The sequence below is a fragment of the Sphingobacterium sp. SRCM116780 genome, assembly GCF_021442025.1.
Taxonomy (GTDB): domain Bacteria; phylum Bacteroidota; class Bacteroidia; order Sphingobacteriales; family Sphingobacteriaceae; genus Sphingobacterium.
Map to the genome: position 1 here is coordinate 2,687,107 of NZ_CP090446.1, position 26,314 is coordinate 2,713,420.

The 26,314-nt window shown below is 35.7% G+C and carries 26 protein-coding genes; 6 read left to right on the forward strand and 20 right to left on the reverse strand.

Annotated elements, in window-relative coordinates; all coding sequences use genetic code 11:
• Positions 1–509 precede the first annotated feature (509 nt).
• On the reverse strand, positions 510–941 hold the full coding sequence (locus tag LZQ00_RS11495) for a nuclear transport factor 2 family protein (protein ID WP_234509433.1): 432 nt from the start codon (positions 939–941) through the stop codon (positions 510–512).
• Positions 942–1,111: 170 nt separating this feature from the next.
• On the opposite strand from LZQ00_RS11495, the gene LZQ00_RS11500 reads away from it, so the two are divergent.
• Positions 1,112–2,050 (forward strand): alpha/beta hydrolase, encoded by a 939-nt coding sequence (locus tag LZQ00_RS11500; protein WP_234509434.1) that lies wholly within the window; start codon positions 1,112–1,114, stop codon positions 2,048–2,050.
• A 238-nt stretch (positions 2,051–2,288) separates the two neighbouring features.
• Here the strand turns inward: LZQ00_RS11500 and LZQ00_RS11505 are convergent, their stop codons facing one another.
• Both LZQ00_RS11505 and LZQ00_RS11510 read right to left on the reverse strand, forming a co-directional pair.
• Complete coding sequence (locus tag LZQ00_RS11505; protein WP_234509435.1) at positions 2,289–2,516, reverse strand: hypothetical protein; 228 nt, start codon at positions 2,514–2,516, stop codon at positions 2,289–2,291.
• 126 nt (positions 2,517–2,642) lie between these two features.
• On the reverse strand, positions 2,643–3,947 hold the full coding sequence (locus LZQ00_RS11510; protein ID WP_234509436.1) for an ammonium transporter: 1,305 nt from the start codon (positions 3,945–3,947) through the stop codon (positions 2,643–2,645).
• A gap of 307 nt (positions 3,948–4,254) precedes the next feature.
• On the opposite strand from LZQ00_RS11510, the gene LZQ00_RS11515 reads away from it, so the two are divergent.
• The 3 genes from LZQ00_RS11515 (at position 4,255) to LZQ00_RS11525 (ending at position 7,241) form a co-directional block, all read left to right on the forward strand.
• A complete protein-coding gene (locus LZQ00_RS11515; RefSeq protein ID WP_234509437.1) occupies positions 4,255–5,310 on the forward strand; it encodes an outer membrane beta-barrel protein in 1,056 nt (351 codons plus the stop codon).
• 374 nt (positions 5,311–5,684) lie between these two features.
• Complete coding sequence (locus tag LZQ00_RS11520; protein WP_234509438.1) at positions 5,685–6,647, forward strand: alpha/beta hydrolase; 963 nt, start codon at positions 5,685–5,687, stop codon at positions 6,645–6,647.
• 9 nt (positions 6,648–6,656) lie between these two features.
• A complete protein-coding gene (locus LZQ00_RS11525) occupies positions 6,657–7,241 on the forward strand; it encodes a DUF1349 domain-containing protein (RefSeq protein ID WP_234509439.1) in 585 nt (194 codons plus the stop codon).
• Between the two features lie 64 nt (positions 7,242–7,305).
• On the opposite strand, the gene LZQ00_RS11530 is transcribed toward LZQ00_RS11525, so the two are convergent.
• Entirely contained in the window at positions 7,306–8,730 is a 1,425-nt protein-coding gene (locus tag LZQ00_RS11530; protein WP_234509440.1) for a Glu/Leu/Phe/Val family dehydrogenase, read from the reverse strand.
• A gap of 401 nt (positions 8,731–9,131) precedes the next feature.
• Here LZQ00_RS11530 and LZQ00_RS11535 point away from each other — a divergent pair, with 401 nt between their 5' ends.
• Positions 9,132–10,244 carry a 3-oxoacyl-ACP synthase III family protein gene (locus tag LZQ00_RS11535; RefSeq protein WP_234509441.1) on the forward strand — a complete coding sequence of 371 codons (1,113 nt, stop codon included), beginning with the start codon at positions 9,132–9,134 and terminating at the stop codon, positions 10,242–10,244.
• Between the two features lie 159 nt (positions 10,245–10,403).
• On the opposite strand, the gene prfH is transcribed toward LZQ00_RS11535, so the two are convergent.
• The 9 genes from prfH to LZQ00_RS11580 all read right to left on the reverse strand — a co-directional run bounded on the left by prfH (position 10,404) and on the right by LZQ00_RS11580 (position 19,068).
• Positions 10,404–11,024, reverse strand: a complete 621-nt coding sequence (gene prfH / locus LZQ00_RS11540) for a peptide chain release factor H (RefSeq protein ID WP_234509442.1) — start codon at positions 11,022–11,024, stop codon at positions 10,404–10,406.
• 4 nt (positions 11,025–11,028) lie between these two features.
• Positions 11,029–12,420, reverse strand: a complete 1,392-nt coding sequence (locus LZQ00_RS11545) for an RtcB family protein (RefSeq protein ID WP_234509443.1) — start codon at positions 12,418–12,420, stop codon at positions 11,029–11,031.
• Positions 12,421–12,759: 339 nt separating this feature from the next.
• Positions 12,760–13,827, reverse strand: a complete 1,068-nt coding sequence (locus LZQ00_RS11550) for a preprotein translocase subunit SecD (protein WP_234509444.1) — start codon at positions 13,825–13,827, stop codon at positions 12,760–12,762.
• 101 nt (positions 13,828–13,928) lie between these two features.
• On the reverse strand, positions 13,929–15,851 hold the full coding sequence (locus LZQ00_RS11555) for a histidine kinase (protein WP_234509445.1): 1,923 nt from the start codon (positions 15,849–15,851) through the stop codon (positions 13,929–13,931).
• A 1-nt stretch (position 15,852) separates the two neighbouring features.
• A complete protein-coding gene (locus LZQ00_RS11560) occupies positions 15,853–16,593 on the reverse strand; it encodes a LytR/AlgR family response regulator transcription factor (protein WP_234509446.1) in 741 nt (246 codons plus the stop codon).
• A gap of 322 nt (positions 16,594–16,915) precedes the next feature.
• Positions 16,916–17,407, reverse strand: coding sequence for a GNAT family N-acetyltransferase (locus LZQ00_RS11565; protein WP_234509447.1), 492 nt, complete (start codon positions 17,405–17,407; stop codon positions 16,916–16,918).
• A 117-nt stretch (positions 17,408–17,524) separates the two neighbouring features.
• The gene (locus tag LZQ00_RS11570; protein WP_234509448.1) at positions 17,525–17,980 is read right to left on the reverse strand and encodes a GNAT family N-acetyltransferase; all 456 of its coding nucleotides are present in this window, start codon (positions 17,978–17,980) and stop codon (positions 17,525–17,527) included.
• Positions 17,970–18,602 (reverse strand): FMN-dependent NADH-azoreductase, encoded by a 633-nt coding sequence (locus LZQ00_RS11575; protein ID WP_262910909.1) that lies wholly within the window; start codon positions 18,600–18,602, stop codon positions 17,970–17,972. The genes LZQ00_RS11570 and LZQ00_RS11575 overlap by 11 nt, the downstream gene beginning before the upstream one ends.
• A 25-nt stretch (positions 18,603–18,627) precedes the next feature.
• On the reverse strand, positions 18,628–19,068 hold the full coding sequence (locus LZQ00_RS11580; protein ID WP_234509450.1) for a carboxymuconolactone decarboxylase family protein: 441 nt from the start codon (positions 19,066–19,068) through the stop codon (positions 18,628–18,630).
• Positions 19,069–19,285: 217 nt separating this feature from the next.
• Between LZQ00_RS11580 and LZQ00_RS11585 the strand changes: the two genes are divergently transcribed.
• A complete protein-coding gene (locus LZQ00_RS11585; RefSeq protein ID WP_234509451.1) occupies positions 19,286–20,761 on the forward strand; it encodes a PLP-dependent aminotransferase family protein in 1,476 nt (491 codons plus the stop codon).
• Between the two features lie 31 nt (positions 20,762–20,792).
• On the opposite strand, the gene LZQ00_RS11590 is transcribed toward LZQ00_RS11585, so the two are convergent.
• From LZQ00_RS11590 to LZQ00_RS11620, 7 genes are all read right to left on the reverse strand, one after another.
• Positions 20,793–21,293 carry a DUF2938 domain-containing protein gene (locus LZQ00_RS11590; protein WP_262910910.1) on the reverse strand — a complete coding sequence of 167 codons (501 nt, stop codon included), beginning with the start codon at positions 21,291–21,293 and terminating at the stop codon, positions 20,793–20,795.
• Positions 21,294–21,298: 5 nt separating this feature from the next.
• On the reverse strand, positions 21,299–22,309 hold the full coding sequence (locus LZQ00_RS11595; RefSeq protein ID WP_234509453.1) for an NAD(P)/FAD-dependent oxidoreductase: 1,011 nt from the start codon (positions 22,307–22,309) through the stop codon (positions 21,299–21,301).
• Positions 22,306–23,319: a thioredoxin-disulfide reductase gene (trxB, locus tag LZQ00_RS11600; RefSeq protein ID WP_234509454.1), complete on the reverse strand. Its 1,014-nt coding sequence runs from the start codon at positions 23,317–23,319 to the stop codon at positions 22,306–22,308. Before trxB ends, LZQ00_RS11595 begins: the two co-directional genes overlap by 4 nt.
• A gap of 54 nt (positions 23,320–23,373) precedes the next feature.
• Entirely contained in the window at positions 23,374–23,673 is a 300-nt protein-coding gene (locus LZQ00_RS11605; protein WP_234509455.1) for a thioredoxin family protein, read from the reverse strand.
• 51 nt (positions 23,674–23,724) lie between these two features.
• Positions 23,725–24,018, reverse strand: a complete 294-nt coding sequence (locus LZQ00_RS11610; protein WP_234509456.1) for a thioredoxin domain-containing protein — start codon at positions 24,016–24,018, stop codon at positions 23,725–23,727.
• A gap of 86 nt (positions 24,019–24,104) precedes the next feature.
• A complete protein-coding gene (locus LZQ00_RS11615) occupies positions 24,105–25,061 on the reverse strand; it encodes a helix-turn-helix domain-containing protein (protein ID WP_234509457.1) in 957 nt (318 codons plus the stop codon).
• A 133-nt stretch (positions 25,062–25,194) separates the two neighbouring features.
• Positions 25,195–26,253, reverse strand: a complete 1,059-nt coding sequence (locus tag LZQ00_RS11620; protein ID WP_234509458.1) for a DUF418 domain-containing protein — start codon at positions 26,251–26,253, stop codon at positions 25,195–25,197.
• Positions 26,254–26,314: the final 61 nt, after the last annotated feature.

Genomic DNA, 26,314 nt, shown 5'->3' on the forward strand with positions numbered 1-26,314 from the left:
CATAGCATATGATTTGCACAGATAAATTGTAGGTTAAGCATGTTGAATCGATACGCGTGTACCTTGATGGTTATCTGTAGTACGCTCATAGGATGAGTCTAGAACAACTGTCGATCAACTGTTTTTTAAGTATGTTTCAGTTATTGTTCAAGTTGGTTCTGAAAGTGTTTCAAAACTGACTTGACTATGCTTTGATTGGGGAAAGAGTCTTACTTGCCTTGTTTTTGAAGATATATGGAATAGAGGCCTTACAACTACCACAGGTCGGGTAAGACACAACTGTAGCTGTATCGTAGTATGTACGGATCAGTATCGAACATTGTTGGCACTTCTATGGACTTTAAAGGACTTGCATGGACTTTCAAGGACTTTTGATATGCGAAGAGAGGGTAGAAAACCTCTTGATTCCAATTCGATATTTTCATATTCGGATGGAACGATATTCTTTGATGAAGCTAAATTAAGAATTATTTAAATATCTCCCAACAATTTCACTTGATCCCAGTAAACTACTTATAAGAGTTGATCGATTTAGACACCTTCCAGCTTCCACCTTCGTTAACCAAGGTCACAAGATCTGTTTTGGTAAAATCTTCAAACTGCATCGTTACTTTAGCGATCATATAATCAGCAGATGTTTCAATAATCTGGATATTCGTTTTACAATTCATCTTCTCTCCTTTTTGTTTTTTCAAGAATGCGATGACTTCTGAGCGGCTATTCGTTTTTCCGTTTTCACCTTGTATCTTTTGGCTAAAATCAGATCCAAACAATTGTTCTACTCCTGCTGACTGTCCCTCTGTCATAACCGAAACATAGCTGTCAATAGCCAAGTTTGCTGTGGATAGCTTAAGCATACCTTTTTCTGGTTTCTCTGCGGCCATTGTACATGTTGATACTGCGATTAAAGCTGCTGTGAATGTTTTTACTAAAGTTTTCATAATGCTTTTATTTTTATGTTCGTTTTGTTCTTATTTGTTGATTCAAAATTAGAACAAGTAACGTCCTTAGCCTACAGACTTTAGACGAATACAAATAAAAACTCGGTAAATAGTGGATATCGACAGGTAAATTACTTTTTTTATTAACTTGAAAACTAAATATATTAAATATGCTTTTTGGAAAGATTAAAATCGTTCTCACGTTAGTGCTTACTACATTTTCTCTATTGATTTTTGCCCAAGACATTTATACCAAAACTTATGGCGATAAAAATAAACCTGCCATCATTTACATACATGGCGGCCCAAGAGGTAATGCTACGCTATTTGAGGGTACGACTGCTCAAACACTTGCAGATAAGGGTTACTTTGTAATTGTTTATGACAGACGAGGTGAAGGAAGATCGAGCGATCCGAATGCGAAACTTACTTTCGAAGAAGCTTTTAATGATTTAAATGGAGTGATTTTGAAATATGGTTTAAAAAAAGTGACTATAATCGGACATAGTTTTGGAGGTCTTGTTTCCACATTGTACACCAATAAATATCCTGAAAAAGTTGATCGCTTAATTTTAGTGGGTGCTTTGTTTGCTCAACAGGAAAGTTATGACCATATCTTGAAAACCGGACTTAAAAAAGCACAACAAAATCACGATAAGCAAACGATTCAAAGAATAAATACTATAAATAAATTAGATAAAAAAAGTGCTGCCTATAGAAAACAAGTTTATGAAGTTGCCTCTTATTTCGGATATTTTAATATGCCAAACCCAACGACTGAGTCCAAATTGATCAATAAAAGTTATACAGAAAGTGAATACTCAAAATCCAACATCAGAAATGACGAAGCTCCACTTCTTTTTTATAAAAATGAAAAGCAGGTGAATATCGATACCAAGGCTATTCTGAAAAAAATTAAAGTGAAAAAGGTAAAATTATCTGCTATATATGGGAAGCAAGACGGAATTTTTTCGGAGAAGCAAATTTTATCCTTAAGAAAGATCGTGGGTGAGGCTAATTTTTACAGCATTGAAAATTGTTCCCATTATCCATTTGTGGATCAACAACATGAATTTCTTGAGGATTTACAGGTGATTCTCGTTCGCTAAGTATTAGACATCTCAAACAAGAATCATTAATCTGCTGTGGCTAATAAAGAAACCCTATTTTTTCCAGATAATAATGATCATCAATGTTTAAGTTAAAAAAGGAAGACCGAAAGTCTTCCTTTTTTAACAATCTATAATTTGATTAGATAATAGACTTTCAACAATAGAAATTCCATTATTATATTATTTTATTCAGCTTTTGCTAGACATACACCAATGACTATGCTTAAGATTTTTATTAATTATAATTGTTGACCCAAATGTACATTTGGGTTTTCGCCCAAGCAAGGGAATCTTCTAAGCTCCATCCATTTGACATCGCATAATTAAATGCTTGATTGTAGACCTTAAATGGATTTGTAGGCACAAGCTGTGAAGCAGCTACTTTTCTTTGCTCACGAGATGAAGAAGATGTAAATCTTACACATGACATAAGCGTAATTACTGATGACATCATTTTTTTCATAACTGTATTTTTTTATTTAAAATCATATATCTATCATAGATAGAAATCTACATACATTGTACTTTCAAAAAACAACCGATTCATATTTGTATACCAGGCGTAAATATTTACCAGATATTCTTAATCCTACAATTCTTCATCATGTTGTGTTCTATCCAAACCAAGTTCTTCTTCGTTTTCATGTACACGAAGCGGCGTAATCATATCTGTTATTTTAATAAGTAGTAAGGATCCAAAAAAAGCAAAAATAGATACTGCAATAAGAGCCACAAGGTGAGCAATAAACAGCTTAGTTTCTCCAAAATATAATCCATTGGTGGTGACTACACTATTCACATTACTATTCGCAAAAACTCCAGTCAGTACCATACCAACCATTCCTCCTACACCATGGCACGGAAAGACATCTAGCGTATCGTCGATGCGCGTTTTACTGCGGAGAAATACAACCAGATTGCTGACAAGAGCTGCTATCAGACCGATGACGATTGAATGCGGGATACTGACAAATCCAGCTCCTGGCGTAATGGCAACCAGCCCAACTACCGCCCCAATACAAGCACCCATTGCAGATGGTTTTTTCCCACGGATGATATCCACAAATATCCAAGCGATGGAAGCCACTGCAGAAGCGATAGTGGTCGTTGCAAATGCGTATGCTGCCAAACTATTTGCACCACCTGCTGAACCCGCATTGAAACCAAACCATCCAAACCATAGAAGTGCTGTCCCTAAAATCACGTAACTAATACGGGCTGGTGAATGCGTAGGTGTTTTACGTCCTTTAAGGTATATTGCTGAAGCCAAAGCTGCCCATCCTGCCGACATATGAACAACAGTTCCTCCTGCAAAGTCTAAAACTCCAAATTTTGCCAAAATACCTTCTGGATGCCAAGTTGCATGCGCCAGTGGCATGTAGATAAATATGCTGAACAAGATAATGAACACCATAAAGGAGTTGAACCGAACGCGCTCAGCAAAAGCTCCTGTAATCAGTGCGGGTGTGATGATGGCAAACTTGAGCTGAAACATCGCAAAAAGTACGAGTGGGATTGTCGGTAAGGCCGACCAAGTCACGTTACCTAACATCCCTTTCATCATATAGAATGTTCGAGGATCTCCAATAATACCTCCAATATCATCTCCAAAAGCTAAGCTAAAGCCAAAGATCACCCAAAGAACAGAAATAAGACACATACAGATAAAACTCTGCATCATCGTGGAAATCACATTCTTCTTACTGACCATCCCTCCATAAAAGAATGCCAAACCTGGCGTCATAATTAAAACTAAAGCAGATGATGTGAGCAACCAAGCTGTATCTCCGGAGTCAATCTTCACCCCTTCCAAGTTGACAACTTCTAGGGATGGTGTGAGTAAGCCGATGATAGCCAAAAAAATCAAAATAACAAGTGGAACAAATTTTTTCATAGGTTTTTATTTTAAATTTTAACAAACAACAACTGTTTTACATACAAATTAATCAATAAGACTTTAAAATATTTTAATATGATTCAAATATAGTATCAAAAAATTGAAAAATCAATAAAAATTAAAATAAAATCATATATTTACAATATAATATCTACAAAAACACTAAAAATACACTAAACAAATATCAAAAACAGTAAATTTTATTATTAAAAAACGAAAAACAACAAACTAAAAAATAAAAAATAGAATATTTTAATGTTTTTTAAATAAAAAACAATCAATTCACCTGTTTAAAACTTAAAAAATGAAAAAATCAACCCTTACCACAATCATTTTGCTGTTAATTACGATTACAATCTATGCACAAACTGAAAAAAGTCAGCTATTAGGTCTGGAAATATCAGGTTCTGTAGACACCTATTGGAAGTATGACTTTCAAAAACAACCAAATATCAACACCTATTTTACAGAGGATAATAACTCTGTATCGATTGGAATGGTTGACCTTGCCCTTAAAAAAACTACTGGAAAAGCTTCTTTCGTTGGGGAATTATCGTTTGGACCAAGAGGACAGTACCGTTCTATTCTTAATGGAGACGGGCAAAGTGGCGATGATAAAAATAGTTTTCATATTCAGAATCTTTATATATCCTATGCATTAACAGAAAAACTGACCATGACAGCCGGATTCATGGGCACGTTTGTCGGTTATGAGGTTATCAACCCGTCATTCAACTTTCACTATTCTACTTCTTATCTATTTGGAGCAGGTCCGTTTCAAGACGCCGGATTAAAAGCACAATATGCCTTTTCTGATCAAGTAGGTCTTATGGTTGGGATCTTTAATGATTGGAATGTATATCAAGATCTCAATGGAGTGTCCCACTTTGGCTCACAGTTATCTATAACTCCTAATGACAAATCAAGTTTTTATCTTAATTTTTTAACAGGTTCTTCACAAGGGGGTGCCAGCAATTACAGTTCAGGAACTTTAATTGATTTTGTAGGTAACCATTCCTTTTCTCCAATGTTTTCTCTAGGCGCAAATGCGACTGAATACAATAGAAAAGGAGAAGGTGGCTATTCGGGAATCTCTCTTTACCCAAAGGTCAATATAAATGAAAATATAGGAATAGGTATCCGTGGAGAATACTTTAAAACAAAAGATGCTCCTTCCCAAGAAATTGTTGGTAATGAAATCATCTCAACAACATTGACAGCCAACTTTAAACATCATGGGTTTACTTTTATTCCTGAAATCAGATTGGATAATAGTGACGAACAGATGTTTGTAAAACAAGATCTCTCACCATCAAAAAATGCTGGCCAATTTTCACTTGCACTAGTATATGCTTTCTAATAGCAAGTTATTAATTAAAAACATGTATATCGTTTAAGTCTAAGAGAAGCTTGATCGCAATTATCAAACAGTTTTGCGACTATTGGACTTTTATGTTAAATTTGATTAACAAGTTATCCTTACACATAATATTAGATTTCTAGATGTTGCATGTGAATCTAAATTTGAAAAGAAAAACAACATCTTAATGAGCAATAATAATTTCAATTATTTTAAGTATCCTAAGCAGATTTGTTGGTCAAGAATTGTATACATAAGCTTCAATCAAAATTAACTGTCGAAAGCAAGGAGTCGCAAAAATAACTGTTTATATACATTTTAAGGAGTAAGAGCATGATCTGTATAGTAAGCCAATTACTTTAAATTAAAGCATCATGGAAGAAAATATACATCATTATCAGCAAGATCTTTTAGGGGAATCTTATGAACGAACCACACTTCATCTCAAGCATGACGATGAAGGTCCAGTTGTGGCGACCTTGGTTCGCAAAAAGAATTTCGAAAAAACAAGGAAAGCTGCATTATATGTGCATGGTTATATTGATTATTTCTTTCAAACAGAAATGGCTGAGCAATTTAATCTTCATGGTTATGATTTCTATGCATTAGATCTCCGAAAATATGGTCGTTCCTACCTCCCGCATCAATCCCTTTTTCATGTAAAGGATATAAAGGAATATGATGAAGAGATTTCCTTATCATTGGACATGATTGAAAAGGAAGGACATGATTGTGTTGTGATGTGCGGACATTCAACTGGAGGACTGACAATGACGTATTATACGATTCGCCATCCCCATCATTCTTTAATAAAAGCACTATGGTTAAACAGTCCATTTTATGATTTCAACACGGATATGTTAACAAAAAAAATCGGTCTCCCGTTGGTTGGTGTATTAGCCAAGCTATTCCCTAACCTACGCATGCCAAATGGTTTAAATAAGCATTATGCCCGAAGCTTGCACAAAGATCATTTAGGGGAATGGGATTTTAATTTGGATTGGAAACCCTTGGATTTCCCCTATTCATCAATCAGTTTCATCAGGGCGGTTCATCAAGTTCATCAGGTATTAGCTAGTGGCTCAAAGATCAATGTACCCACGCTAGTCATGTACAGTAAACAAAGTAAAAATCCAAAAGAATGGAGCGAAGATATAGCAAAAAGTGACTTGGTATTAAATGTAAAAGATATTGAAGAAAAGGCTAAAAAGCTATATGGGGATATTACAACGATGTCTATTGAAAATGGTATCCATGATTTAGTTTTGTCTTCAAAGGATGTTCGAAATCAGGTTTATCAATCTTTATTTTCTTGGTTACAAGAAAAGGGTGTATAATTTAAAGATATGACTCATCATTTTAATTTTTCAAATTTACAAGCTATAAATCCGTGTCACACGACGTTAGTTGGTGATAAAATGATACTACGCTCCCAATCTAAAGTAGACTTCTTTAGAAAATATAAAGGAACCCCAATTGACAATGCAGCGTTCTTTTATCAAATGGTTAGTGGCAATTTTTCTTTTCATGCTCAAGTCAAAATAGATGCGCATGCAACTTATGACGCCATCTTTTTGATGGTCCGTGCTAAAGAAGAACAATGGATTAAATTAGCCCTAGAACTTGGATCTGACAGGCAGTATAACGTCGTGTCTGTCATCACCAATAAATGGTCTGATGATGCAAACGGAGAGCTTATAACCACACAATCACCTTGGCTAAGAATTACAAGAGTTAACAACATCTGGGGATTGCATTATTCCTTAGATGGTATTTATTGGCGATTTGTTAGAACTTTTGGTTTTGAGCTTGATGAGGAAGTCATGGTAGGTTATGGTGTACAATCTCCTCGTGGAGAAGGATTTGAGTCTGAAATCAGCCATCTACAGCTAAATCCAGAACCTATATTAGATTTTAGAAGTGGAAAATAAAAAAATGCCTTTCCAAATTTGAAAGGCATTTTTAGTCTTTACAAAAGAGAAAAACAATATATCGTTATGGAAAAATCCCTAATTGTTCATATGCTGCACCCACTTTATTAATAGCACAAATGAAGGCTGCTGTTCGGAGATCTTCTACTCCGTCAGTTTTGGCATACACCTCTCTAATCTCTTGATATGATCCGATCATTGTATCCTCAAGACCCGAATAAATGAGATCGATCTCATCAGGTCCACGTAAGATAATCTTACGTTCAAGTTCGGAGACATTTTTTGATGTTAGCGATTCAATAATGTTTACAAGTTCTGCATACATATTCTCACTGAATCTTTTTTCAAGACGTCCATAGCGCACATGGCTTAGATTTTTCAACCACTCAAAATAAGAAACGGTAACTCCTCCAGCATTGAGGTACATATCTGGTATGATCCAAACTCCTTTTTTCAATAGAATCTCATCTGCATCAGGTGTCAACGGTCCATTAGCCGCTTCTCCAATAATCTTTGCTTGTATACGGCCTGCATTGCCTGCATGGATCACAGATTCTAAAGCCGCAGGAATCAAAATATCACAAGGCTGCTCTAGTCCAGCTTCACCATTTTCTAGATCTCTAGCTCCAGGATAGTGTAAAATTGAACCTGTTGATTTTCGGTGCGCAACAACAGCATCTACATCAAGTCCGCCTTCGCTATAGATGGCGCCTTCATACTCTATCAACCCGACAATAATGGCTCCATTATCTTGAAAAAACTTGGCAGCATGGTATCCAACATTACCCAATCCTTGTACAATTACTTTCTTATTTTCAATACCGACAGGCAATCCTAAACGTTGCATATCTTCGGTTACAGAGCAAACTTCGCGAATTCCGAAATACACCCCTAGACCTGTTGCTTCTGTCCGACCATGAACACCACCTTGAGATATGGGTTTACCTGTAACGCACGCTTGTGCATTGACATCATTCGGATTCAACGACGAATAGGTATCCAATATCCAACTCATTTCTTGAGCTCCTGTACCATAATCTGGTGCTGGAACGTCAATCCCTGGTCCAATGAAATTTTTCTTGACCAATTCGGATGTATATCGCCGAGTAATTTTTTCCAATTCAAATTCTGTATACTTACTTTTATCAATTTTAATTCCCCCTTTTGCCCCTCCAAAAGGAACATTTACAATTGCGCATTTGTAAGTCATTAATGCAGCCAGCGCCATTACTTCTTCTTGATCTACTCCCATACTAAACCGTATACCTCCTTTACAAGGAAGCTTGTGATGTGAATGCTGTACGCGATAAGCCTCGATGACTTCTACAGTATCACCTATCTTTACTGGAAACTTCACACGCAAAATAGAGTTGCACGCTTTGATTTGCTCTAAAATTCCTGATGAAAATCGAGTAAATTTCGACGCTTTATCAAAATTTTGACCAACACCTTTTAAAAAGCTATAATTTTCTTGTGATGAATTAGACATAAAATATAAGTTAGTTTATACTTGTTTTTCTTTGGCAGTAAATACCTCGTTTGGCATTTATATTACATAATAAAGTTAGGGAATTTGTGAATTAAAAAAGGTTAATTATATTGAAAATCAGATTTTTAGCATAATTTCTATGTTTATAGGTATTTGATGAAAATCGGTGAATAAAAGTGTGATATAAATGAAAAAAAACGTCTTTTTTACAACAAAAAATAGTAATATTATCTATTTATATTCATCCTCTAAAAGTGATTTTTTTGATTCCTAATTGGAATCATAGCATTAGGATTAAATTATTGTTGCTTTTAGTGCAATGATGAACATAAAATAGTAACTTACATCATCACAACCTGTATCACTTAGAAGAGTGTCGAGGATTTAAAAAAGTATTCCATATGTTGTCAGATCATACTTATTCTGTAATCATTGGTAGCGGTAGCTATCTTCCCACAAAGGTCGTAGGAAACGACGCTTTTTTATCGCACACTTTTTACGACAGCAATGGCCAGAAGCTTTCAAAAACGAATCAACAGATTGTTGATCAGCTGGTGCAGATTACGGGTATACACGAGAGGCGCTATGTAGAAGATGATCTGGTTGCTTCGGATATCGCGACTTTAGCTGCAGTTGAAGCTATCCGAACAAGTGGTATCGACCCTGAATCTTTGGATCATATCATTGTGTCTCATAACTTTGGCGATATCCGACATGATAATAGAAGAAGTGATTTGGTTCCAAGCCTAGCCTCCCGGGTGAAATATAATCTTGGGATCAATAATCCTGAAACGGTTGCCTATGATTTACCATTTGGCTGCGCTGGCTGGTTACAGGGTGTGATTCAAGCAGATCAATATATAAAGTCTGGAACTTCAAAACGTGTATTGATTATTGGAGCTGAAACACTATCTCGTATATGTGACCCACATGACCGGGACAGCATGATATACTCGGATGGAGCTGGCGCTGTGATATTAGAAGCGCAACAGAGTGATGTCCCTATTGGTATTATTACTCATGTGAGTAAGACCTATGCGAGTCCATTTGCCTATTTCCTACGTCTAGACAAATCGTACAATCCTACTTATGCTGGGGATGATTTATTTTTAAAAATGGATGGACGCAAACTTTATGAACAGGTATTAAAAAATGTTCCTACCATCATCAGTGAATGTATAGAGAAAGCCAATCTTTCAATTTCAGCTATCTCCCGATTTTTAATTCATCAGGCAAATCAAAAAATGGATGAAGCTGTCATTGCCCGTCTTTTTGAACAATATGGAATTGCCGAAGTGCCAAAAGATAAAATGCCTATGACAATTTCATTTTTAGGGAATAGCTCTGTAGCAACCATACCTACTCTGTTTGACCTTATTGCAAACCATAACTTAAAATCTCATACCTTTAAGAAAGGTGAACATATTGTAATGGCTGCCATGGGAGCCGGTATTAATATTAATAGTCTTGTGTATACTTTCCCAACAGATTTTCCGATTTCAGATAACTTATAATTATTTTCGATACAATAAATAATGCTTTATTGTATTTATAATTTATACGAGCAATATTCAAAACAGAAATACCCTAAGGGATATTTGTTTGTTTTACCCCCACTTTATTAAACTTTTTAAACTTAAGGGCACCTGATCAGGTGCCCTTAAAAATTCATGTTATCTACTCTTAAACTTAGAACCTTTAAAAACACGGATAGGATCTCCACGTTTGATCTCATGATGGTTTTGCCATTGTTCTTTTATCAATTGTCCAGCCATTTTGTTGTCCTTTTCTGTGATTTTTTGTATTAAACGTTCCGTTGCAATTTTTTTATTTTGCAATTGTGAACGACTATCCATTGCTATAGCCATTATGCCAGTTGGTATATGGATAGCACGTACAGCGGAACTCACTTTATTCACATGTTGACCTCCTGCACCAGAACTACGCATTACTTGATAGCTTATATCATCTTCAGAAATAGTAAGCTTGTCTTCTTTTGTTATCTCAAATAATTCAATAAACCAATTTTTACGTGGATGAAAAGGTCGGAATGGGCTTTCACAGATCCATAATAATGAACCCTTCCAAGTAGTTAAAAATCGATGAACATCTGTCCCAACAAGCCTACAAATCACTGAACTCAACAAGTGGTATTGATTTTGATCTTGTTTTATGATGGTCACTGTAATTTGTGCTGCAAGTGCCTCTTCTTTAAAAATATCGAGCACTTGGGTCAGGAAAAAGTCACACTCTCGGGGACCTCTTCCTGCACTTAATTGAATACATATTTCCATTGCTTTACTTATCCATACGCACAAACTTGGGTCTAAAAATTCCCAATACTTTCACCAAATCATTTTGCACATGCATCACTTTCTCAATGTCTTTATAGGCCATTGGTGCTTCATCAAGATTCCCTCCAATGACTTGGACTTGGGCATCGTGTAATGCTTTTTTCACATCAGATTTACTGAAACTAACTTTAGCTGTTGCTCTCGAAAATAATCGTCCAGCGCCATGGGAAGCTGAATGCAAACTTTCAGCGTTTCCTAAACCCTCAACAATATACCCTGGAGCTGTCATTGAGCCAGGAATAATGCCCAACCTACCTTTGTCCGCAGGTGTTGCTCCTTTCCGATGTACGATACATTCTTTTCCTCCAACAAGTTCTTTCCACGCAAAATTGTGATGATTTTCAATGGTCAAAACAATACGCTTACCTAAAGCTTTTGCAATGCGCTGATGGATATTTTCATGACAGGCTTTTGCATAATCACCAGCTAGATTCATCGCCATCCAGTATTCTTGTCCGTCATGTGTATTCAAATCTAACCAAGCCAAATGTTGGACTTGTTTAGGTAAAGGACATTGTTTTTGTGCCAAATAAGTATAGTGTTTGGCAATATTTGCTCCTAATCCACGAGATCCACTATGTGATAGTATCGCTAAATATGAACCTGCTTCCAGTTTCCAATCTGCTTTTGTTTCCTGCAAATCCACTATGCCGAACTCGACAAAATGATTCCCTCCTCCAGAAGTTCCCAACTGTTTATAAGCCTTACCTAGCAAGCTTTTTAACAATGGAATATCCTGAAATTCTGTTCTAGAAAATAATGCATGATCCGCTTTATTCTGATGTGTTTCATACATCCCAAACTTCGTTTGCTCCGCTAGTATTTTTAATAACATAGCATCTTTTCCTTTTATAAAGGATGCAGGTAAATCAAAAATGGACATGCTCATTCGACATCCAATATCAACGCCTACTCCATAGGGTATGACAGCCTGATCTGTTGCTAACACACCTCCTATTGGTAATCCATATCCGGCATGTGCATCTGGCATTAATGCTCCTGCAACGGAGACAGGTAATTTCAATGCATCATAGAGTTGAAATTTCGCCCGTTCATCAATCAAATCTTCTCCAAAAATGGAAAATGGAACACGTTGGTTTAGCAATTCATGTCTTCTTACTTCTACAGGTTTTATCAAACCTTCGGCCAATTTACCCCATACACCATGTCCTGCAAATTTTGCAGGATCTACTAAAACTTCCTGCGCTTCTTGCAGGATACGTTCTTTTTTTTCACGCTTTCTATAGCGTTGTATTTGCCCTAAGGCAATATTTATACTATTATTTTGTGGAAAACCTAATTTTATCAAGTCTTTCCCTGAGAGTTTACTTCCCATTATTGTATTTTTAAATTGAAAATCAAGTGTTAAAAAAATAACACAGTTATGTGGGTTGGAATTAATTCCAACGGTTTTCAATTCGGGAAAATTTGAAAGGGTCCGGAATAAACAAAAAAGCCCGAATTGTCTTCGGGCTTTCTATATATTGATTAATCTAATCCGTTATATTTGGGCACGAAGAAACAAGATCGCAACTGTTGCAGCTATGTTAAATGGAGATATACGAGATACGAACATTTTATTCTTCGATTAAAGGGTTTTTATTATTTATCGATGCAAAAGTAGAAAATATTTTGTAATTATCAAAAAAATTAATTCTCCAATAACCTCTATTGTTTATTTCTTTTCTGACATACCTATTACTGTTTGCGGAACAGCGCTTTCCTCTTCTGAGTTTTCAATACCTTCATAATGATAAGACTTTTTGGAACCTTCGTCACAAGCGGTAAAGAAAATGCTTGAATTAGTAATCTCATTTTTCGAAAATCCAGTTGTATCTTTTATTTTCGGTAGTAGCTTGACATATTTTCGCAGATAACGATCATCATCATACTGATTATTGCGAAAATAGCCTTCATTCTCCAAAGCTTGCTTATTAATATATTGGTTTGATGATTTTTCGTATGTATAATCAGCCGAATCGGGAAGAAACGTATTGTAATGTTTATTAGCAAAGATTACGTTTTCCTGTATTGAATCTGAATGATAGTATTCGTTTTTCCATTCCCGTGCTTTTTCCCATTGTTCTTTATCATCTTTGTTCATTTTTTGTTTTGGGTATCCTCCCTCTCCTCCATAATTGGACAATTTTAGAACAGTAATATTTTCAGTTGTAGAGATACTCCCAAAGAAGTTTTGATATTCTCGCCGCGGTTTATTATATATCAGTATAAAATCATTATAGCCTTTATCATTTGTATAATACCATGAGTTTTCAGGTTCACGGTTATACCAGATCAAATCTCCTAACGCATTAGCAAGTCTAAAAGTTTGCGGAATAGCATTTTTCATGTATACAAAAGGACCATTAAAGCAATTCGCATGTTCATTAAAAACCCGATATACAGTATCCTTATCAAATTGCACGAAGGTTTTACCCCCTCTGTCAAAGCCAACAAAATTAATTTTTGTGCTATCACCCAGGGTATTGTTATGATGGGCAAATACTTGAAATAATTCCTGTTCTTCTGGGAAAAAAACTAAGTAATCTTTTTCAAATCCGTAACTACCGAAGACCATAGTAGCGTATCCATATAACATAAACTTTCCATCATCAAAAAGGCACACACCCGAATTCCCTCCATATCGTCCTGTATACTGTTTATATCGAGGGTCTTTATTCATTTGTTGAGCAGATGTTGTTATCGAAAAAAGCATTGCTACTACTAATATGATTCGTCCCATTTGTTTAATTCCTTTTTTGACAGTACTGCTAATATGATAACAAATAGTTGATGTTCTAAAATTGTTTACAATTCGTTTAGATAGATTTACAATCCGTGAATCTATGCATAGACAAGTGGAATATGCATAACAACAATTGTACCTCCATGATCAGTGGACTGAGTTGTAATGCTTGCCTTTTTCCCCAACAAGTGTACACGCTCTTGACTAATGGTTCTGGACAAGGAACGATGCATGGGTTCGTCTTGGGTAATTTTTTCTTTACCACTATCTGTAATGGTAACCCGCAAGATATCTTCTTTAAGTTCAAAACTGATATCAACGTTTCCAAGACCATTATCAAGATCTATACCATGTAGCAGCGCATTTTCCACAAAAGGCTGTATCAACATGGGTGGCACCATGATTTCCGAAAAATCATGTTCATGAGGGTACAGGATATGATAAGAAAATACATTTTCAAACCGCATCTGTTGGAGAACCAAATAGTTTTCCAACATTTCTATCTCGTCATCTAGCGATACGAAATTTTCACGGCTAAGTTCAAGGCTGCTGCGTAATAGCTGACTAAACCGATTGAGATATTTGATTGCATTTTCTTTATTATCTAATCGAATAAAACTTTGCACGGCAGACAAGGTATTGAAAATAAAATGTGGTTCCATTTGCGTACGAAGTAATTGATGCTGCAACAACACTTTTTCCTTCTCCTGTCCTTCACGTCGCAATTTATTGGTGTAATAGAGAAACAGCAAAGTGATTCCCAATAATACGATTGTTAAAATAGATAGAGCCAACCATAGGCGATTTTGTTGTAATTGTAACTGGTTGATTTTTACATTTTCATTTAGTGTTTGTATGGAGCGATCTTTTGCTTGCAACTGGTATAATGCGTTCATTTCCGCAACTGCCTGTGTATTTTCAGTTTGATAATTGTTTTTTTGCAAATCAAAAGCTTGATACATTAAGTGTAAAGCTTCAGCGCTTTTACCTTGAAGTTCGTATAATGCAGCAAGATTATTTTTATAAATGATGGAGTGTTCTTCCGAGATTATATTCTTATTTTTTTCCAGTAATTCTTTTGCCTTTTGCAGGTTTTTTTGCGCCATATCACCCTTTTTAAGGAGAATATAAGTGCCCGCTATATTGGTATAAGAAATAAATAGATTATTAATTCTAGTTTGCATCAATGGATATTGCAGATATGCTTCTTCATCCATTTTACACTTCAGGATTAGGTAATGCAACAGGGAATCGTTCTGATTGATACTTTTAAAATATTTATTTTTACATTCATATAGAAACCCAATTTCATAATCATCGGGATTCTCTCGATGTAATGCTTCAATTTTATTGAGATATACCTTCATGCTATCCGGAGACTCATGTAGCGCGCTCATTGTCTGGATAATTTGTACAAGAGGTCGTTGTCGATTAATATGTCCAGGAGGAAGCTGAGGTACCAGTGCCAATGCTGCTTTGTTCATTTGCTGCGCAAGATCGTACTGAAAAAGACTACTGTTACTTTGAGCAGCAGAAAGTAGCATAATTGTTTTTGACAATGGGGATAGCGTCAGCGTACTATCTGATAGAACAATCGTAGCAGCCTTGTTATAGTAATAATTTGCTTGATGTTCTTTGGATTTTTCACTCCAAATATTACCCATACCATTATAGTTACGAGCTTTATCTTCCAGATTTCCCTTGGTCGGCTCGAGCAGTTCCATGGCATCTTCTACATAAAATTTTGCTGAATCCTTTCCTGCCATTCCATATAGCCGACCAATATTATACTTTACCCTTGCTGCAAGCAAGGTATCATTTTTTATAATAGGGTTTGTATCGAGCGCTTTCCAATTTTTTAATAAAGAATCGCCATTTGCTGGTGTAGATACTATTTGTCTCAATTGTTCTACTTGTTGAGCTACTTCATTATATTGAGAACCGTTCAACGATTTTTCTTGACAAGAAAACAGCGACATCAATAATATAAAGAACAAGGCATTTGATATCTTTTTTTTCATATTATGGAAGAAGTTGGTTAAGAATAAAGCTTTTCCGGCGGGATGATATCGGAATTTCTTCCTTATTTACAAGTACAATGTACTCAGAATGGATAACTCCTGAAACATATTTGCGATTGACTAGATATGACTGGTGCGTTCTTAGAAAACAGGGTGCCTTCAGCAATTCTTCATAATACTTAAGCGGTTTAGAAACGAGTTCTTTTTCTCCATTGTTGAGATAGAAAAAGGTATAAGGTCCGTCACCTTTGCAATACACAATATCTTGCACAGCAATAATACGCACATTATTCAATGAAGCGAGTGCAATACTTTCTGGTAGCTCGTCCCCTTTCTCTAGCGATTGCTGTACCAACGAGAGTTGTTGCATCCATTGTGGATTATTATCACGTCGTCGTCGATAACGTTCCAATGCTTCTTTCAGCTCACTTTGATCAATAGGTTTTAATAAATAATCAAGCGCTCCGTACTTGATACATCTGACAGCAAACTGATTATGTGCTGTGATAAATATAATATTCTCCGGGATAGAACTAAGTTTTTTTAAGATATCGAAAGCTGTTCCATCCCGCAATTGAATATCCATTAAGAGTAGATCCGGCTTCTTTTCATTTATTAATTCCAAAGCATTTTGTACATTATCACTCCAACCGACAAGTTCTGTTCCAACTTCCTGTTGCACAAGGTAACTGATTTCCTTACGTACTGCAGGTTCATCTTCAATAATGGCTATGGTTATCATGCTTCGGGTTATTTTTATGTAAATTTATCAAATTTTAAATGGATGATTGTTATTCATTTAAAATTTATAGTTGATATCTGACAAATTGTAAAAAAAATAAATTATGCGTGACAATTAATCTGCTTGATTTTATTTTTTTAAAGTTTTTTGATCTGAAAAACAAAAATCCGCAGATCACATTGATTTACGGATTTTTGATACTTACATTATTTCCAACACCTTAAAGCTTTCTTAAATCAAGTTCAACCATTTCATCAACTTTTATAACTATCGTACAATAATAACATAAAAAACTGCTCCTTTGAGTAGCCCTTTAGCCTTATTAAAAAATACAATCATATCGTTGCTCGATAAGAAATTTGCCAAATTCATGAGATGGTTTCTCTTCTGTCAATGTAATGCCGTATTTCTTATATAAGCGATGAGCAGTATCTAAATCATTAGTAGTCCACAGATAAGCATCTTTATATTGACAGTCTTTAGCAAACTCCATAAACTTTTGCATCAAACGATTGCCCAATCCCAATCCTCGATATTCGGGTGCTAAAACAAAATATCTTAATTGAGCTGTTTCTCCACGGTTTTTCAAGAGAAGGCATCCTACTATTTTACTATTATCTTCAATAATCCATATCCGTTCCTTTTCAGGATTATACGAATTATAGAATTCACTCAATCCTGTAGCCACAATTGATTCAAAAGAAATACCGTAATTGTATTCATCTTTATATAAAATACCATGCAAGTAAATAATCGTTCCTAAATCTCCAGGACAGATATCCGTTCTAATTGTAATTCCGTTTGTTTCTTCCATTTCTATTTGCTGACTTTTTAACTTTTTTGTTTTAGTTATATATTTTGTTAATTGCTTGTAAATAAAAGTTGATTATATTTCCTGATCTGAATTTTAGCAATCACCTTCTTTTTTACATTAAATGGATAGATCTATTCGTTTTCCAAAATGGTTGCAAGTTAATGCATACCCCTTGTTAAAATAAAGCCTGTGTGCATCAGATAATTCATAGCCGCTATCCAGATGAACAGATTGGATACCCGCTTCTGTTGCCTGTTGATCAACATAATCAAGCAAGGCACCAGCATACCCCCTACCTCTGTGCTCCGGATCAGTGTATAGATCGTCAACGTAAATCATCCAACTTGTTCTGAGGGTGTGCATGACTCTGTAACCGATAAAGGCCACAGCCCTCATATTATCATCTGCTGGTATATATACCAGCTTGAACCGTTCATCTTCGATCATTTTCATTAACAGGTCCATATAGGTCGTGTCATTAAGATTAGTTCTGAATGCAAAAAGTATATCTTTACAAAATGCAATTTGTTCCTTCGTTTTAGCTACTATAAAATTCATACGATTATTCTTCATGTTGGTTATTTATTAACTGTTCAACTTTTTGCCTAGCTAATAGCAATGCTTCTTCTTTTAGCCCTACGCCATTCAGTGCAACGTGCTCAATATCTTCTATGCCCATAATACGAAATACTGTCTTCAGATAATTGGTCTGAAAATCCATATGTTCATAGAATTCACCAGGTTCATATCCAATGTTGCTACGAACCATCAATAGAAAAACCTTTTTATCTTTCAACAATCCCTTATATGGATTTTTTGGATCCTCTTTACTAATCAGAATCGTTTCATTTACCCGCAATACTTGATCTATATACGCTTTTAGTGCACTAGGTATTGACCAATTATACATTGGTGTCCCCAGTACAATAATATCGGCACCCTTCAGTTCTGCAACTAGCTTATCGCTCACACGCAGTGCCTCAACATCTTCAGCATTCCTTAATTCAGATGGTTTAAAGGCTCCAACGATCCATTTTTCAGTGACGTGAGGAATATCCTCTTGTCCAACCTCTCGATAGACGATGATATCATTTGAGTGCATTTCTTTCCAGCAATCAACGAATACACTCGTCATATATCTGCTTATAGAGCGTTCATTACGGGCACTTGCATTTATAATTAATATTTTGCTCATTTTTTGTTTTTATATCGTTTATAATTTAAAAAGGATGCATACTTAAAGAAAGACCAATACGGTTCAGTGCATTTATATTGATCACCGCCATTATCAATTTAGCCGTCATTTCCTCTCCAAAAAGTGTCGTTGCCTCCTCATAGGTTTGATCGCTCAAACCACCAGCAGCGATTAAAGTAATTTCTTCTGTCAATTTCAAAATAACCTGATCTTCTTTACTGAACCAATTCTTGGCTTCTCTCCATGCACTTAAAACATGTAATCTTTTAGGGTCTTCGCCACATTTCAGGGCTTCTTCGCTATGCATACTCATGCAATATGCACATCCATTGATTTGAGAAGCTCGTATTTTGATAAGCTCCTGTTGTAATTTATCGATTCCAGCATTTGCCACAAATTGCGATAATTCTGTTATAATTTGATAGGAATTAGGAATCAGTTCCTTAATATTTAATCTATTTGACATCACTATACTATTTAAAAATGTAACACATCAATTATTTATTTTATTTATGCTACGAAACACCCTATCTATTGCTAGATAAAGTCTTTTCGTACTGCTTTTTATTTTAACTATACAAAGGTATCTTCCCTTGAAACCTGTTTGACATACCAGATAAATATATATAGGTAGTCCAGTGTTTTTCCTATATTTGTTCTTCAGAATCTGTCAATATCTTATTATGCTTCCTTATAAAAATCTATTCATTATAGATAAAAACAGTCCTATAGCTATTTTTAAACAAATTGCTACGCAGTTTATTCGTCTTATACAGGAAGGGAAGCTTTTGCCAGGCACAGCATTACCAAGCACTCGAACACTCGCATTTGATCTGGAATTACATCGAAAAACTATTGTCGCTGCTTATGAACTATTAGTTTCAGAAGATTGGGTAGTCAGCTTGTTACGCAAAGGCTTTATCGTATCTCCCCATTTACCTATTGTAAAGCCACGATCCTACCATTCCAACCGGATGGCAGCATACGAAGCCGATCCAGGGTTTCAGTATAAAAAACTTACTGATATTATTTATCCTTCATCGTCCTCAAAAAAAACGGACATTGTGATAGACGATGGTCTTCCTGATATTGCATTACTTCCAACAGAAGCAATGTTTAGGCAATACAAAAGAACATTGGATTACCCTTCTTTAAAAAGAATGAGTTTAGGTTGGGACCTAGAAGGAACAACAAACTTTAAAAATGCTCTTTGCGGTTTTTTAAACCAGACACGTGGAATTGATATTCGGACGGAGAACCTACTTACGACAAGAGGGGCACAGATGGCGATCTACGTTGCAGCTTCACTCATTATTCAACCAGGGGATAAAGTGATTGTTAGCGAGCCTAGTTATATGTTCGCCAATATGATCTTTGAAAATTTTGGAGCTGAATTGATTCGTGTTCCCGTAGACGATCATGGCATGTGTACCCATATGGTAGAAGAATTGCTTATCAAACATGACATCAAATTACTTTATGTCATTCCACACCATCATCATCCGACTACTGTGACCATGAGCGTAGAACGGCGAAATCATTTGCTAAAGTTAATCCGAGATAATAAGCTTGCAGTAATTGAAGATGATTATGACTATGATTGCCAGTTTCAATACGATCCTTACTTACCCTTAGCCAGTGGCAATCACGAAGGCAATATAATTTACATTGGATCATTAACGAAAGTACTTGGCACCCCTTTCCGTCTAGGCTACCTGATTGCTGCTGAAAGATTCATACATGCCGCAGCTAAGAAGCGGTTACTAATCGACTTAAGAGGTGATGTTTTTACTGAACAAGTGGTTTCTGGTCTAATAGAAAGCGGTGATCTAACAAGATTGATCCAAAAGGCAAATAGACTTTATCGTCAACGCTGTCACTTTTTAGCAGATTTATTAACTTCACAACTAGGTGAAGTTACTGAATTCAAGAGACCAAATGGAGGAATGGCAGTGTGGCTGCGATTCCATCCAAATGTTCAATTGACAAAGATTATTGAAAAAACTTCTTCCAAGGGATTAAAGATCAGTGGTAGCGTATACAATCAAGGTAGCCATGCACAATACAATGCTTTCAGATTTGGTTTTGCCTCTCTTCATGAAGAGCAATTGGAGAAAGCTGTAGATATCTTAAGAACATCCATTAACAAATTAAAATAACGGAAATCATGTGCTAGGTAAAATTTTCTTGCTATGAAATAATCATACTAAGTAATACAGCTGACAGATACAATCCAATTCCATAAATAGTATGGGCTTTCAAGCTTCTGAACCTAGCCTGTGAGGGATTGGGTGTTTTGGAAGCGGCAATCCCAAAACCAAATGCCGGTTGCATCATGAACCATGGTGCTATGGTCGTTAAAACACCAATAGCTAAGGCAGGTAAAAAGGTTGGTTTGTATACCCATGCTACACCCCAGATCAGTAAAAGTAGGAAAGCAAAAGAAATCCCGATCAAATAATGAGCGATCCATCCAATGATCCGTTCACCCTTAATGTTTTCTGCTTGTAAAATGGTTCTATGAGAAAATACGCCATGCTTAAAATGACCAATCCATCTACCTACAAGCCCCATATCTAAAGGTGGTATGTTAAACAAAAGCCGCATGATCAAACCATAGACGTCCATAACTATAGTGGCTCCAATGCCTATTACTATTGAAAAAATGATCAGTTCAAAAAAGGTATTCATATGTGTTATTTAAAATTAAAAATTTCTGTTGATAGCGCCATATTAATAGTAGCACCTGCCTGCGAACCAGACGAAACAGCTGTTGCAATAGAGCGGAATGCTGAATTATCACCACACGCATATATCCCAGGAACTGTAGTTTGCTGAAAGTTGTCTAGTTTTAATAATCCCTGATCTGTAAGTTCACAGCTCAATTCAATGGGAATTTTACAATGTTGCTCAACAGAGGGTCTGGCATAGAGTGCTTTCAATTGATTTACGGAACCATCTTTTAAAAGAATACTAGAAAGCTGTCCGTTATGATGTTCTATGGCAAGTACTTCTTGTTCTATAATCCGGATTTTATTTCTTTGGATCAACTGATACTGCTCTGCACTGAATACGGACTTTCCATTGGTAAAAATGGTTAACTTATCGGTGAGATTTGATACGAGCTGTGCATAATGAAAGGCCAAATTACTATTTCCTAAAATACCTGTTTCCTGATTTTTAACTTCATAACCATGACAGTATGGACAATGTAAAATAGATTTTGCCCAGCAGTCAGAAAATCCAGGGATAGGCGGCATAATATCTTTTAAGCCTGTGGCAAATAACATTTTTTTCGTTGAAAATGTCTTTCCCAATTGCGTCATAAGTTCAAATGTATCTCCGCTCCTTCTTACTTGAATAGCAATATCTTCGTGAAAGGTAACCGTTTCGTAATTCAGCACCTGTGTTTTAGCTTTATTCGCAATATTTTTTGGCATCTCTCCATCCTGAGTGATGAAATTATGCGCGTGTGGGGCTTGTCTGTTACACGGCAATCCACTATCAATAAGGAGAACTTTACGCAAAGAACGACCTAAAGCCATTGCAGCAGAAAGACCTGCATAGCTACCACCAATAATGATGACATCAAAAGTCTGATTTTCAATCCCTTTATTTAAAGCTGAAAAGGACATAACTGTTCCAGATATAGCTAGTGCAGAAGTAAGTAAACCGCTTTGTGCAATAAATTTTCTTCGTGTAATCATTGATAAATACAGTTGATACCATCCTTAGAGATAATAGTTGAAATTTCGATATTGGACGCTACACAGAAAATACCGTTTTTATTGACTCTGGTAGATAGATAGTGTGTCGCATCCATTGCAGCGATACATCCTGAACCAGCTGCAGTGATAGCTTGTCGATATTCACGATCTTGTACATCTCCGCAAGCGAATACACCTGAAATATTGGTCTTTGATGTGCCAGGTATAGTTTTTATATAGCCCAAATCATCTAGTAAAATATCTTTTTCAAAAATCTTGGTATTTGGGGTATGACCAATAGCAATAAATATACCTTCTACTCGTAGGATGGCTTCTGTATCTGTACTGCTATCATATATTTTAGCCCCATTTATACTATCACCATCACCAAGAATATGGATGAGTTGTGTATTAAACAACACCTCAACATTATCTAAATTTTTCAGGCGTTCCTGCATTATTTTAGAGGCTTTGAACTTATCCTTCCGAACCAGTAAATATACTTTCTTAACTAAATTAGCCAAGAAAATAGCTTCCTCCATGGCGGTATCTCCACCACCTACTACAACGACCTCTTTACCTCTGTAAAAAAAACCATCACAAGTAGCACAGGCCGAGACTCCTCTTCCATTATATTCAGCTTCATTATGCAGTCCTAACCATTTTGCGGTTGCCCCTGTTGCTATAATAATTGTTTCTGATAAAAATTGTTCACCAGTGCCTGTTGTTACTTTAAATGGACGTTCGTTAAAATTGATATTCTGGATTTCTTCATTTACAATTCTGGTTCCAAATCTTTCCGATTGAAGTTTCAGATCTTCCATAAGTGCTCCTCCCTGAACACCTTGAGGATACCCCGGGAAATTGTCTACATCCGTCGTTTGTATTAATTGTCCTCCAATTTGAAGTCCAGAAAATAATATCGGGTATAATGCTGATCTTGAAGCATAAATGGCTGCAGTATACCCTGCAGGACCCGACCCAATAATTAAACATTTTGTTGTTTCCATTGATTTCTGCTTTGTTAATTCACATTTCTTCTTTCACAGCTTCTAAAAATGATCTTATTTCAGACGCTCAATTTGTTGTATGAGATCTTGTTCTGATATCAATCCGGTGTGTCTCCAAAAGATAGTACCATTTTTATCTAAAAGCACGAGCGTAGGAACCGCCCGTATAGAAAATTTAATTGATAGCTCGCCTTCTTCATCAACATCTATTCGTCTTACATCTGCTAAATCATTTATTTTTTGTTCTACTTGATTTACGATAGGGGTTAACATCTTGCACGGACCGCACCATGCCGCAGAAAATTGTAGTAGTAGTGGTCTTTCAATATTTTTGAAAGTATTTGAATCATTCATAAGTATACGATTGAATTTGATAATTTAAATAATGGGTGAGAAATATCTATCTTAATAAGAATAACATTGCAGAGAAAGAACTTGCTGATAGCATTCCCATTTTTTTCCACAATCCTTGTTGTTTTTGAGTACGACAAAATTTGGAATATCATATATATGATATTGACTGGAACTTATTTGTTCTCTGTTAACGGCGATTTGCTTGGTCGCTAACCAATCAAGCCACTTTTGGATGATCGTTTCCAAAATTGGTTTCATCATCATACTCGATTGACACCGCTTTGTATAAAATTGTAAAAGATTTAGATCTTCAACACTCTGAATTTTATTTTCTGAATTTACCATGTCCTAAAATTTGATAGTACAAAATTAACGGACATGATAGAGAATAGCCTGACACTTACAGGAGGGAAAATGGCACAAATCACATATTAGTGATGTTTGTGTTGTTTGCGAAATTGTAAAGGACTAAGTCCGGTGAGTTTTTTAAAAAAGCGTCCAAAATAAGAGTCGTCTACGAAATTAAGCTCTGAAGCAATCATAGATACTGTACTATTGGTTTGCAACAAACGAGATTTTGCTTCTTGTATGAGCTGTTTGTGAATAAAATAACTTGCTGAAAATCCAGAAATCTCTTTTACTACATCATTTAAGTAATGGGGATGAACATTCAACATTTCGGCATATGCTGTCACTTGTTTTTTTTCAAGAAAGTGCCGATTGACCAAAAGTTGAAATTGAGCGACCAATTGCTCTTTACGAGAAAGATTAAATGTTTCTGCTATACTTTTATCGTTATAAATACGCTCAGCTTCCAAAAGGATAATATTTAAAAACATTCTGACAAGCAGATCATCGTTAAACGTCTTTTTCTGGCATTTTTCAAGATTCAACTTCCAAAACAGATGCTGCATCATTTGTGTTTCCCGATCAGAAAGATTTACAAAGGGAACTTTATCCAGTTGAAAGAATGGAAATTGGTTAAGCTTGATCTGATGTTTAATGCAAAGCAGGAAATAATCTGCATCAAACATACAGAGCATTCCTTTTAGGTCTTCACTCCACGATTCAATGGAATGAATCTGATTTTCAGGAATAAAATACATGCTTTGCGGACCAAAATGATAGTGTTGATGTCCGATATTTTCTGCTACCTCACCCGAAGTCAAGAGAATAATGCTGTAAAATTTTCTCCGAACCTGATGCCCGACATGTTGGTTTTGTAATTTCTGAATATCTTCTAAAGCGACAATTTCAAGAAAACCACTACCGTGTGCATATTCAATATCATTACATTCGGCACAATAGGAATAATGAACATCCTCAAGATAAAATTTCTTGAATTCCTGAGCATTATTAATTTCTTTGATTTTAGAAGGGTTGTTCATCATGGTCCATTTCAAACATCTTTGCCTAGTAAAATTACGTAATCTGCCTACTAATGATGAACATATCCTGGTATTTTACATTCAAATTGTAATCTATTGTTTTCAAAAGAACTCTATTCTTCAATAGACAATCTTAAGCCGCAATTCTCCGCATTAAGCTTTCCAAAGGACCACGTTGATATTTCTTGGTCCAATAGATACTAAAATAGAAGCTAGCCACAAAGAACAACGAAGAAACTAGAAGCACAAAAAGTGGTGAGCTCCATCCTGTATGTTCACCCCGCCATATTGAAATTAATAATAGTCCCACTGTCAGATGGATCACATAATGGGTAAGGGTCATTTGTCCTGTTTTTGCAAGATTTATTGCCCATTTTTTATTGGCATAGCGCTCTCCTATCAACATAAAAAAACCAATAATTACCAGACCAAAACCGGTAGTGCTCAATAAAAATGGAAAAAGTGGTGGGATATAATCTGCAGTAAAAAATTCAATAACTTGGGGATTGGTTGCTGTATTTTCTACTACATATTGCATAATTTCTATCGTTATATAGAGTGCTGCTCCAGTAATAATTACCTTCTTATGCAATGCTACATCGGTCCAGTGTAAACGACCCAAAAACATGCCTATGGCAAAATAAGAGAACCATGGAAATATGGGGTTCCAGCCATTATAGAATGTATTTCGTAAGAAGCCTTTAAACGTCCATAAATCTAGATAAGTTAAATTATTAAGATTCCAACCTGTTTCATAAGGAATGAGCATCAACAGTACATGGAAAACGGTTATTGTGATTATTGCAATAATCAGGAAGAGTTTTTTATCAAGAAAAAGGATAGCAGAAGCGATCAATATATAACATCCATACAGGTGCAATATATCTGCTGACCACCAAAATGAAAATAACAAGCCAAAAACAAATAAAAAAGCAGCTCTTTTTATAAGTGTAAGTCGAAGATGGCTACGATCTTCAGCACTATACTCCTTGATACGATTACTCATTAAAGCAACCCCCATACCTGCAAGCATGACAAACACCGTACTGGAATTACCACTAAATAGCCCCAAAAACTTTCCTAAAAAACTATCATCCTTAGCGTTACCAAAGACAATGTTAAAATTGACGATAAACATTCCAAAAATGGCGTAAGCACGCGCTAGATCGAAACCGATAATTCTTTGCTTCATATTGTTTAAAAACTGTTTAGCAAAGTTGATGAAACCAAGCAGGATTACATTTGACCTAAGT

Excerpts from the sequence above, each read along its gene's own strand:
- trxB (WP_234509454.1), bottom strand. The coding sequence starts at position 23,319 with ATGGAAACAACAAAATGTTTAATTATTGGGTCGGGTCCTGCAGGGTAT.
- LZQ00_RS11550 (WP_234509444.1), bottom strand. The coding sequence starts at position 13,827 with ATGGGACGAATCATATTAGTAGTAGCAATGCTTTTTTCGATAACAACA.
- LZQ00_RS11590 (WP_262910910.1), bottom strand. The coding sequence starts at position 21,293 with ATGAATACCTTTTTTGAACTGATCATTTTTTCAATAGTAATAGGCATT.
- LZQ00_RS11505 (WP_234509435.1), bottom strand. The coding sequence starts at position 2,516 with ATGAAAAAAATGATGTCATCAGTAATTACGCTTATGTCATGTGTAAGA.
- LZQ00_RS11520 (WP_234509438.1), top strand. The coding sequence starts at position 5,685 with ATGGAAGAAAATATACATCATTATCAGCAAGATCTTTTAGGGGAATCT.
- LZQ00_RS11500 (WP_234509434.1), top strand. The coding sequence starts at position 1,112 with ATGCTTTTTGGAAAGATTAAAATCGTTCTCACGTTAGTGCTTACTACA.
- LZQ00_RS11615 (WP_234509457.1), bottom strand. The coding sequence starts at position 25,061 with ATGAACAACCCTTCTAAAATCAAAGAAATTAATAATGCTCAGGAATTC.
- LZQ00_RS11530 (WP_234509440.1), bottom strand. The coding sequence starts at position 8,730 with ATGTCTAATTCATCACAAGAAAATTATAGCTTTTTAAAAGGTGTTGGT.
- LZQ00_RS11510 (WP_234509436.1), bottom strand. The coding sequence starts at position 3,947 with ATGAAAAAATTTGTTCCACTTGTTATTTTGATTTTTTTGGCTATCATC.
- LZQ00_RS11620 (WP_234509458.1), bottom strand. The coding sequence starts at position 26,253 with ATGAAGCAAAGAATTATCGGTTTCGATCTAGCGCGTGCTTACGCCATT.
- LZQ00_RS11495 (WP_234509433.1), bottom strand. The coding sequence starts at position 941 with ATGAAAACTTTAGTAAAAACATTCACAGCAGCTTTAATCGCAGTATCA.
- LZQ00_RS11580 (WP_234509450.1), bottom strand. The coding sequence starts at position 19,068 with ATGTCAAATAGATTAAATATTAAGGAACTGATTCCTAATTCCTATCAA.
- LZQ00_RS11525 (WP_234509439.1), top strand. The coding sequence starts at position 6,657 with ATGACTCATCATTTTAATTTTTCAAATTTACAAGCTATAAATCCGTGT.
- LZQ00_RS11605 (WP_234509455.1), bottom strand. The coding sequence starts at position 23,673 with ATGAATGATTCAAATACTTTCAAAAATATTGAAAGACCACTACTACTA.
- LZQ00_RS11585 (WP_234509451.1), top strand. The coding sequence starts at position 19,286 with ATGCTTCCTTATAAAAATCTATTCATTATAGATAAAAACAGTCCTATA.
- LZQ00_RS11575 (WP_262910909.1), bottom strand. The coding sequence starts at position 18,602 with ATGAGCAAAATATTAATTATAAATGCAAGTGCCCGTAATGAACGCTCT.
- LZQ00_RS11535 (WP_234509441.1), top strand. The coding sequence starts at position 9,132 with ATGTTGTCAGATCATACTTATTCTGTAATCATTGGTAGCGGTAGCTAT.
- LZQ00_RS11595 (WP_234509453.1), bottom strand. The coding sequence starts at position 22,309 with ATGATTACACGAAGAAAATTTATTGCACAAAGCGGTTTACTTACTTCT.
- prfH (WP_234509442.1), bottom strand. The coding sequence starts at position 11,024 with ATGGAAATATGTATTCAATTAAGTGCAGGAAGAGGTCCCCGAGAGTGT.
- LZQ00_RS11570 (WP_234509448.1), bottom strand. The coding sequence starts at position 17,980 with ATGAAGAATAATCGTATGAATTTTATAGTAGCTAAAACGAAGGAACAA.
- LZQ00_RS11610 (WP_234509456.1), bottom strand. The coding sequence starts at position 24,018 with ATGGTAAATTCAGAAAATAAAATTCAGAGTGTTGAAGATCTAAATCTT.
- LZQ00_RS11565 (WP_234509447.1), bottom strand. The coding sequence starts at position 17,407 with ATGGAAGAAACAAACGGAATTACAATTAGAACGGATATCTGTCCTGGA.
- LZQ00_RS11545 (WP_234509443.1), bottom strand. The coding sequence starts at position 12,420 with ATGGGAAGTAAACTCTCAGGGAAAGACTTGATAAAATTAGGTTTTCCA.
- LZQ00_RS11555 (WP_234509445.1), bottom strand. The coding sequence starts at position 15,851 with ATGAAAAAAAAGATATCAAATGCCTTGTTCTTTATATTATTGATGTCG.
- LZQ00_RS11560 (WP_234509446.1), bottom strand. The coding sequence starts at position 16,593 with ATGATAACCATAGCCATTATTGAAGATGAACCTGCAGTACGTAAGGAA.
- LZQ00_RS11515 (WP_234509437.1), top strand. The coding sequence starts at position 4,255 with ATGAAAAAATCAACCCTTACCACAATCATTTTGCTGTTAATTACGATT.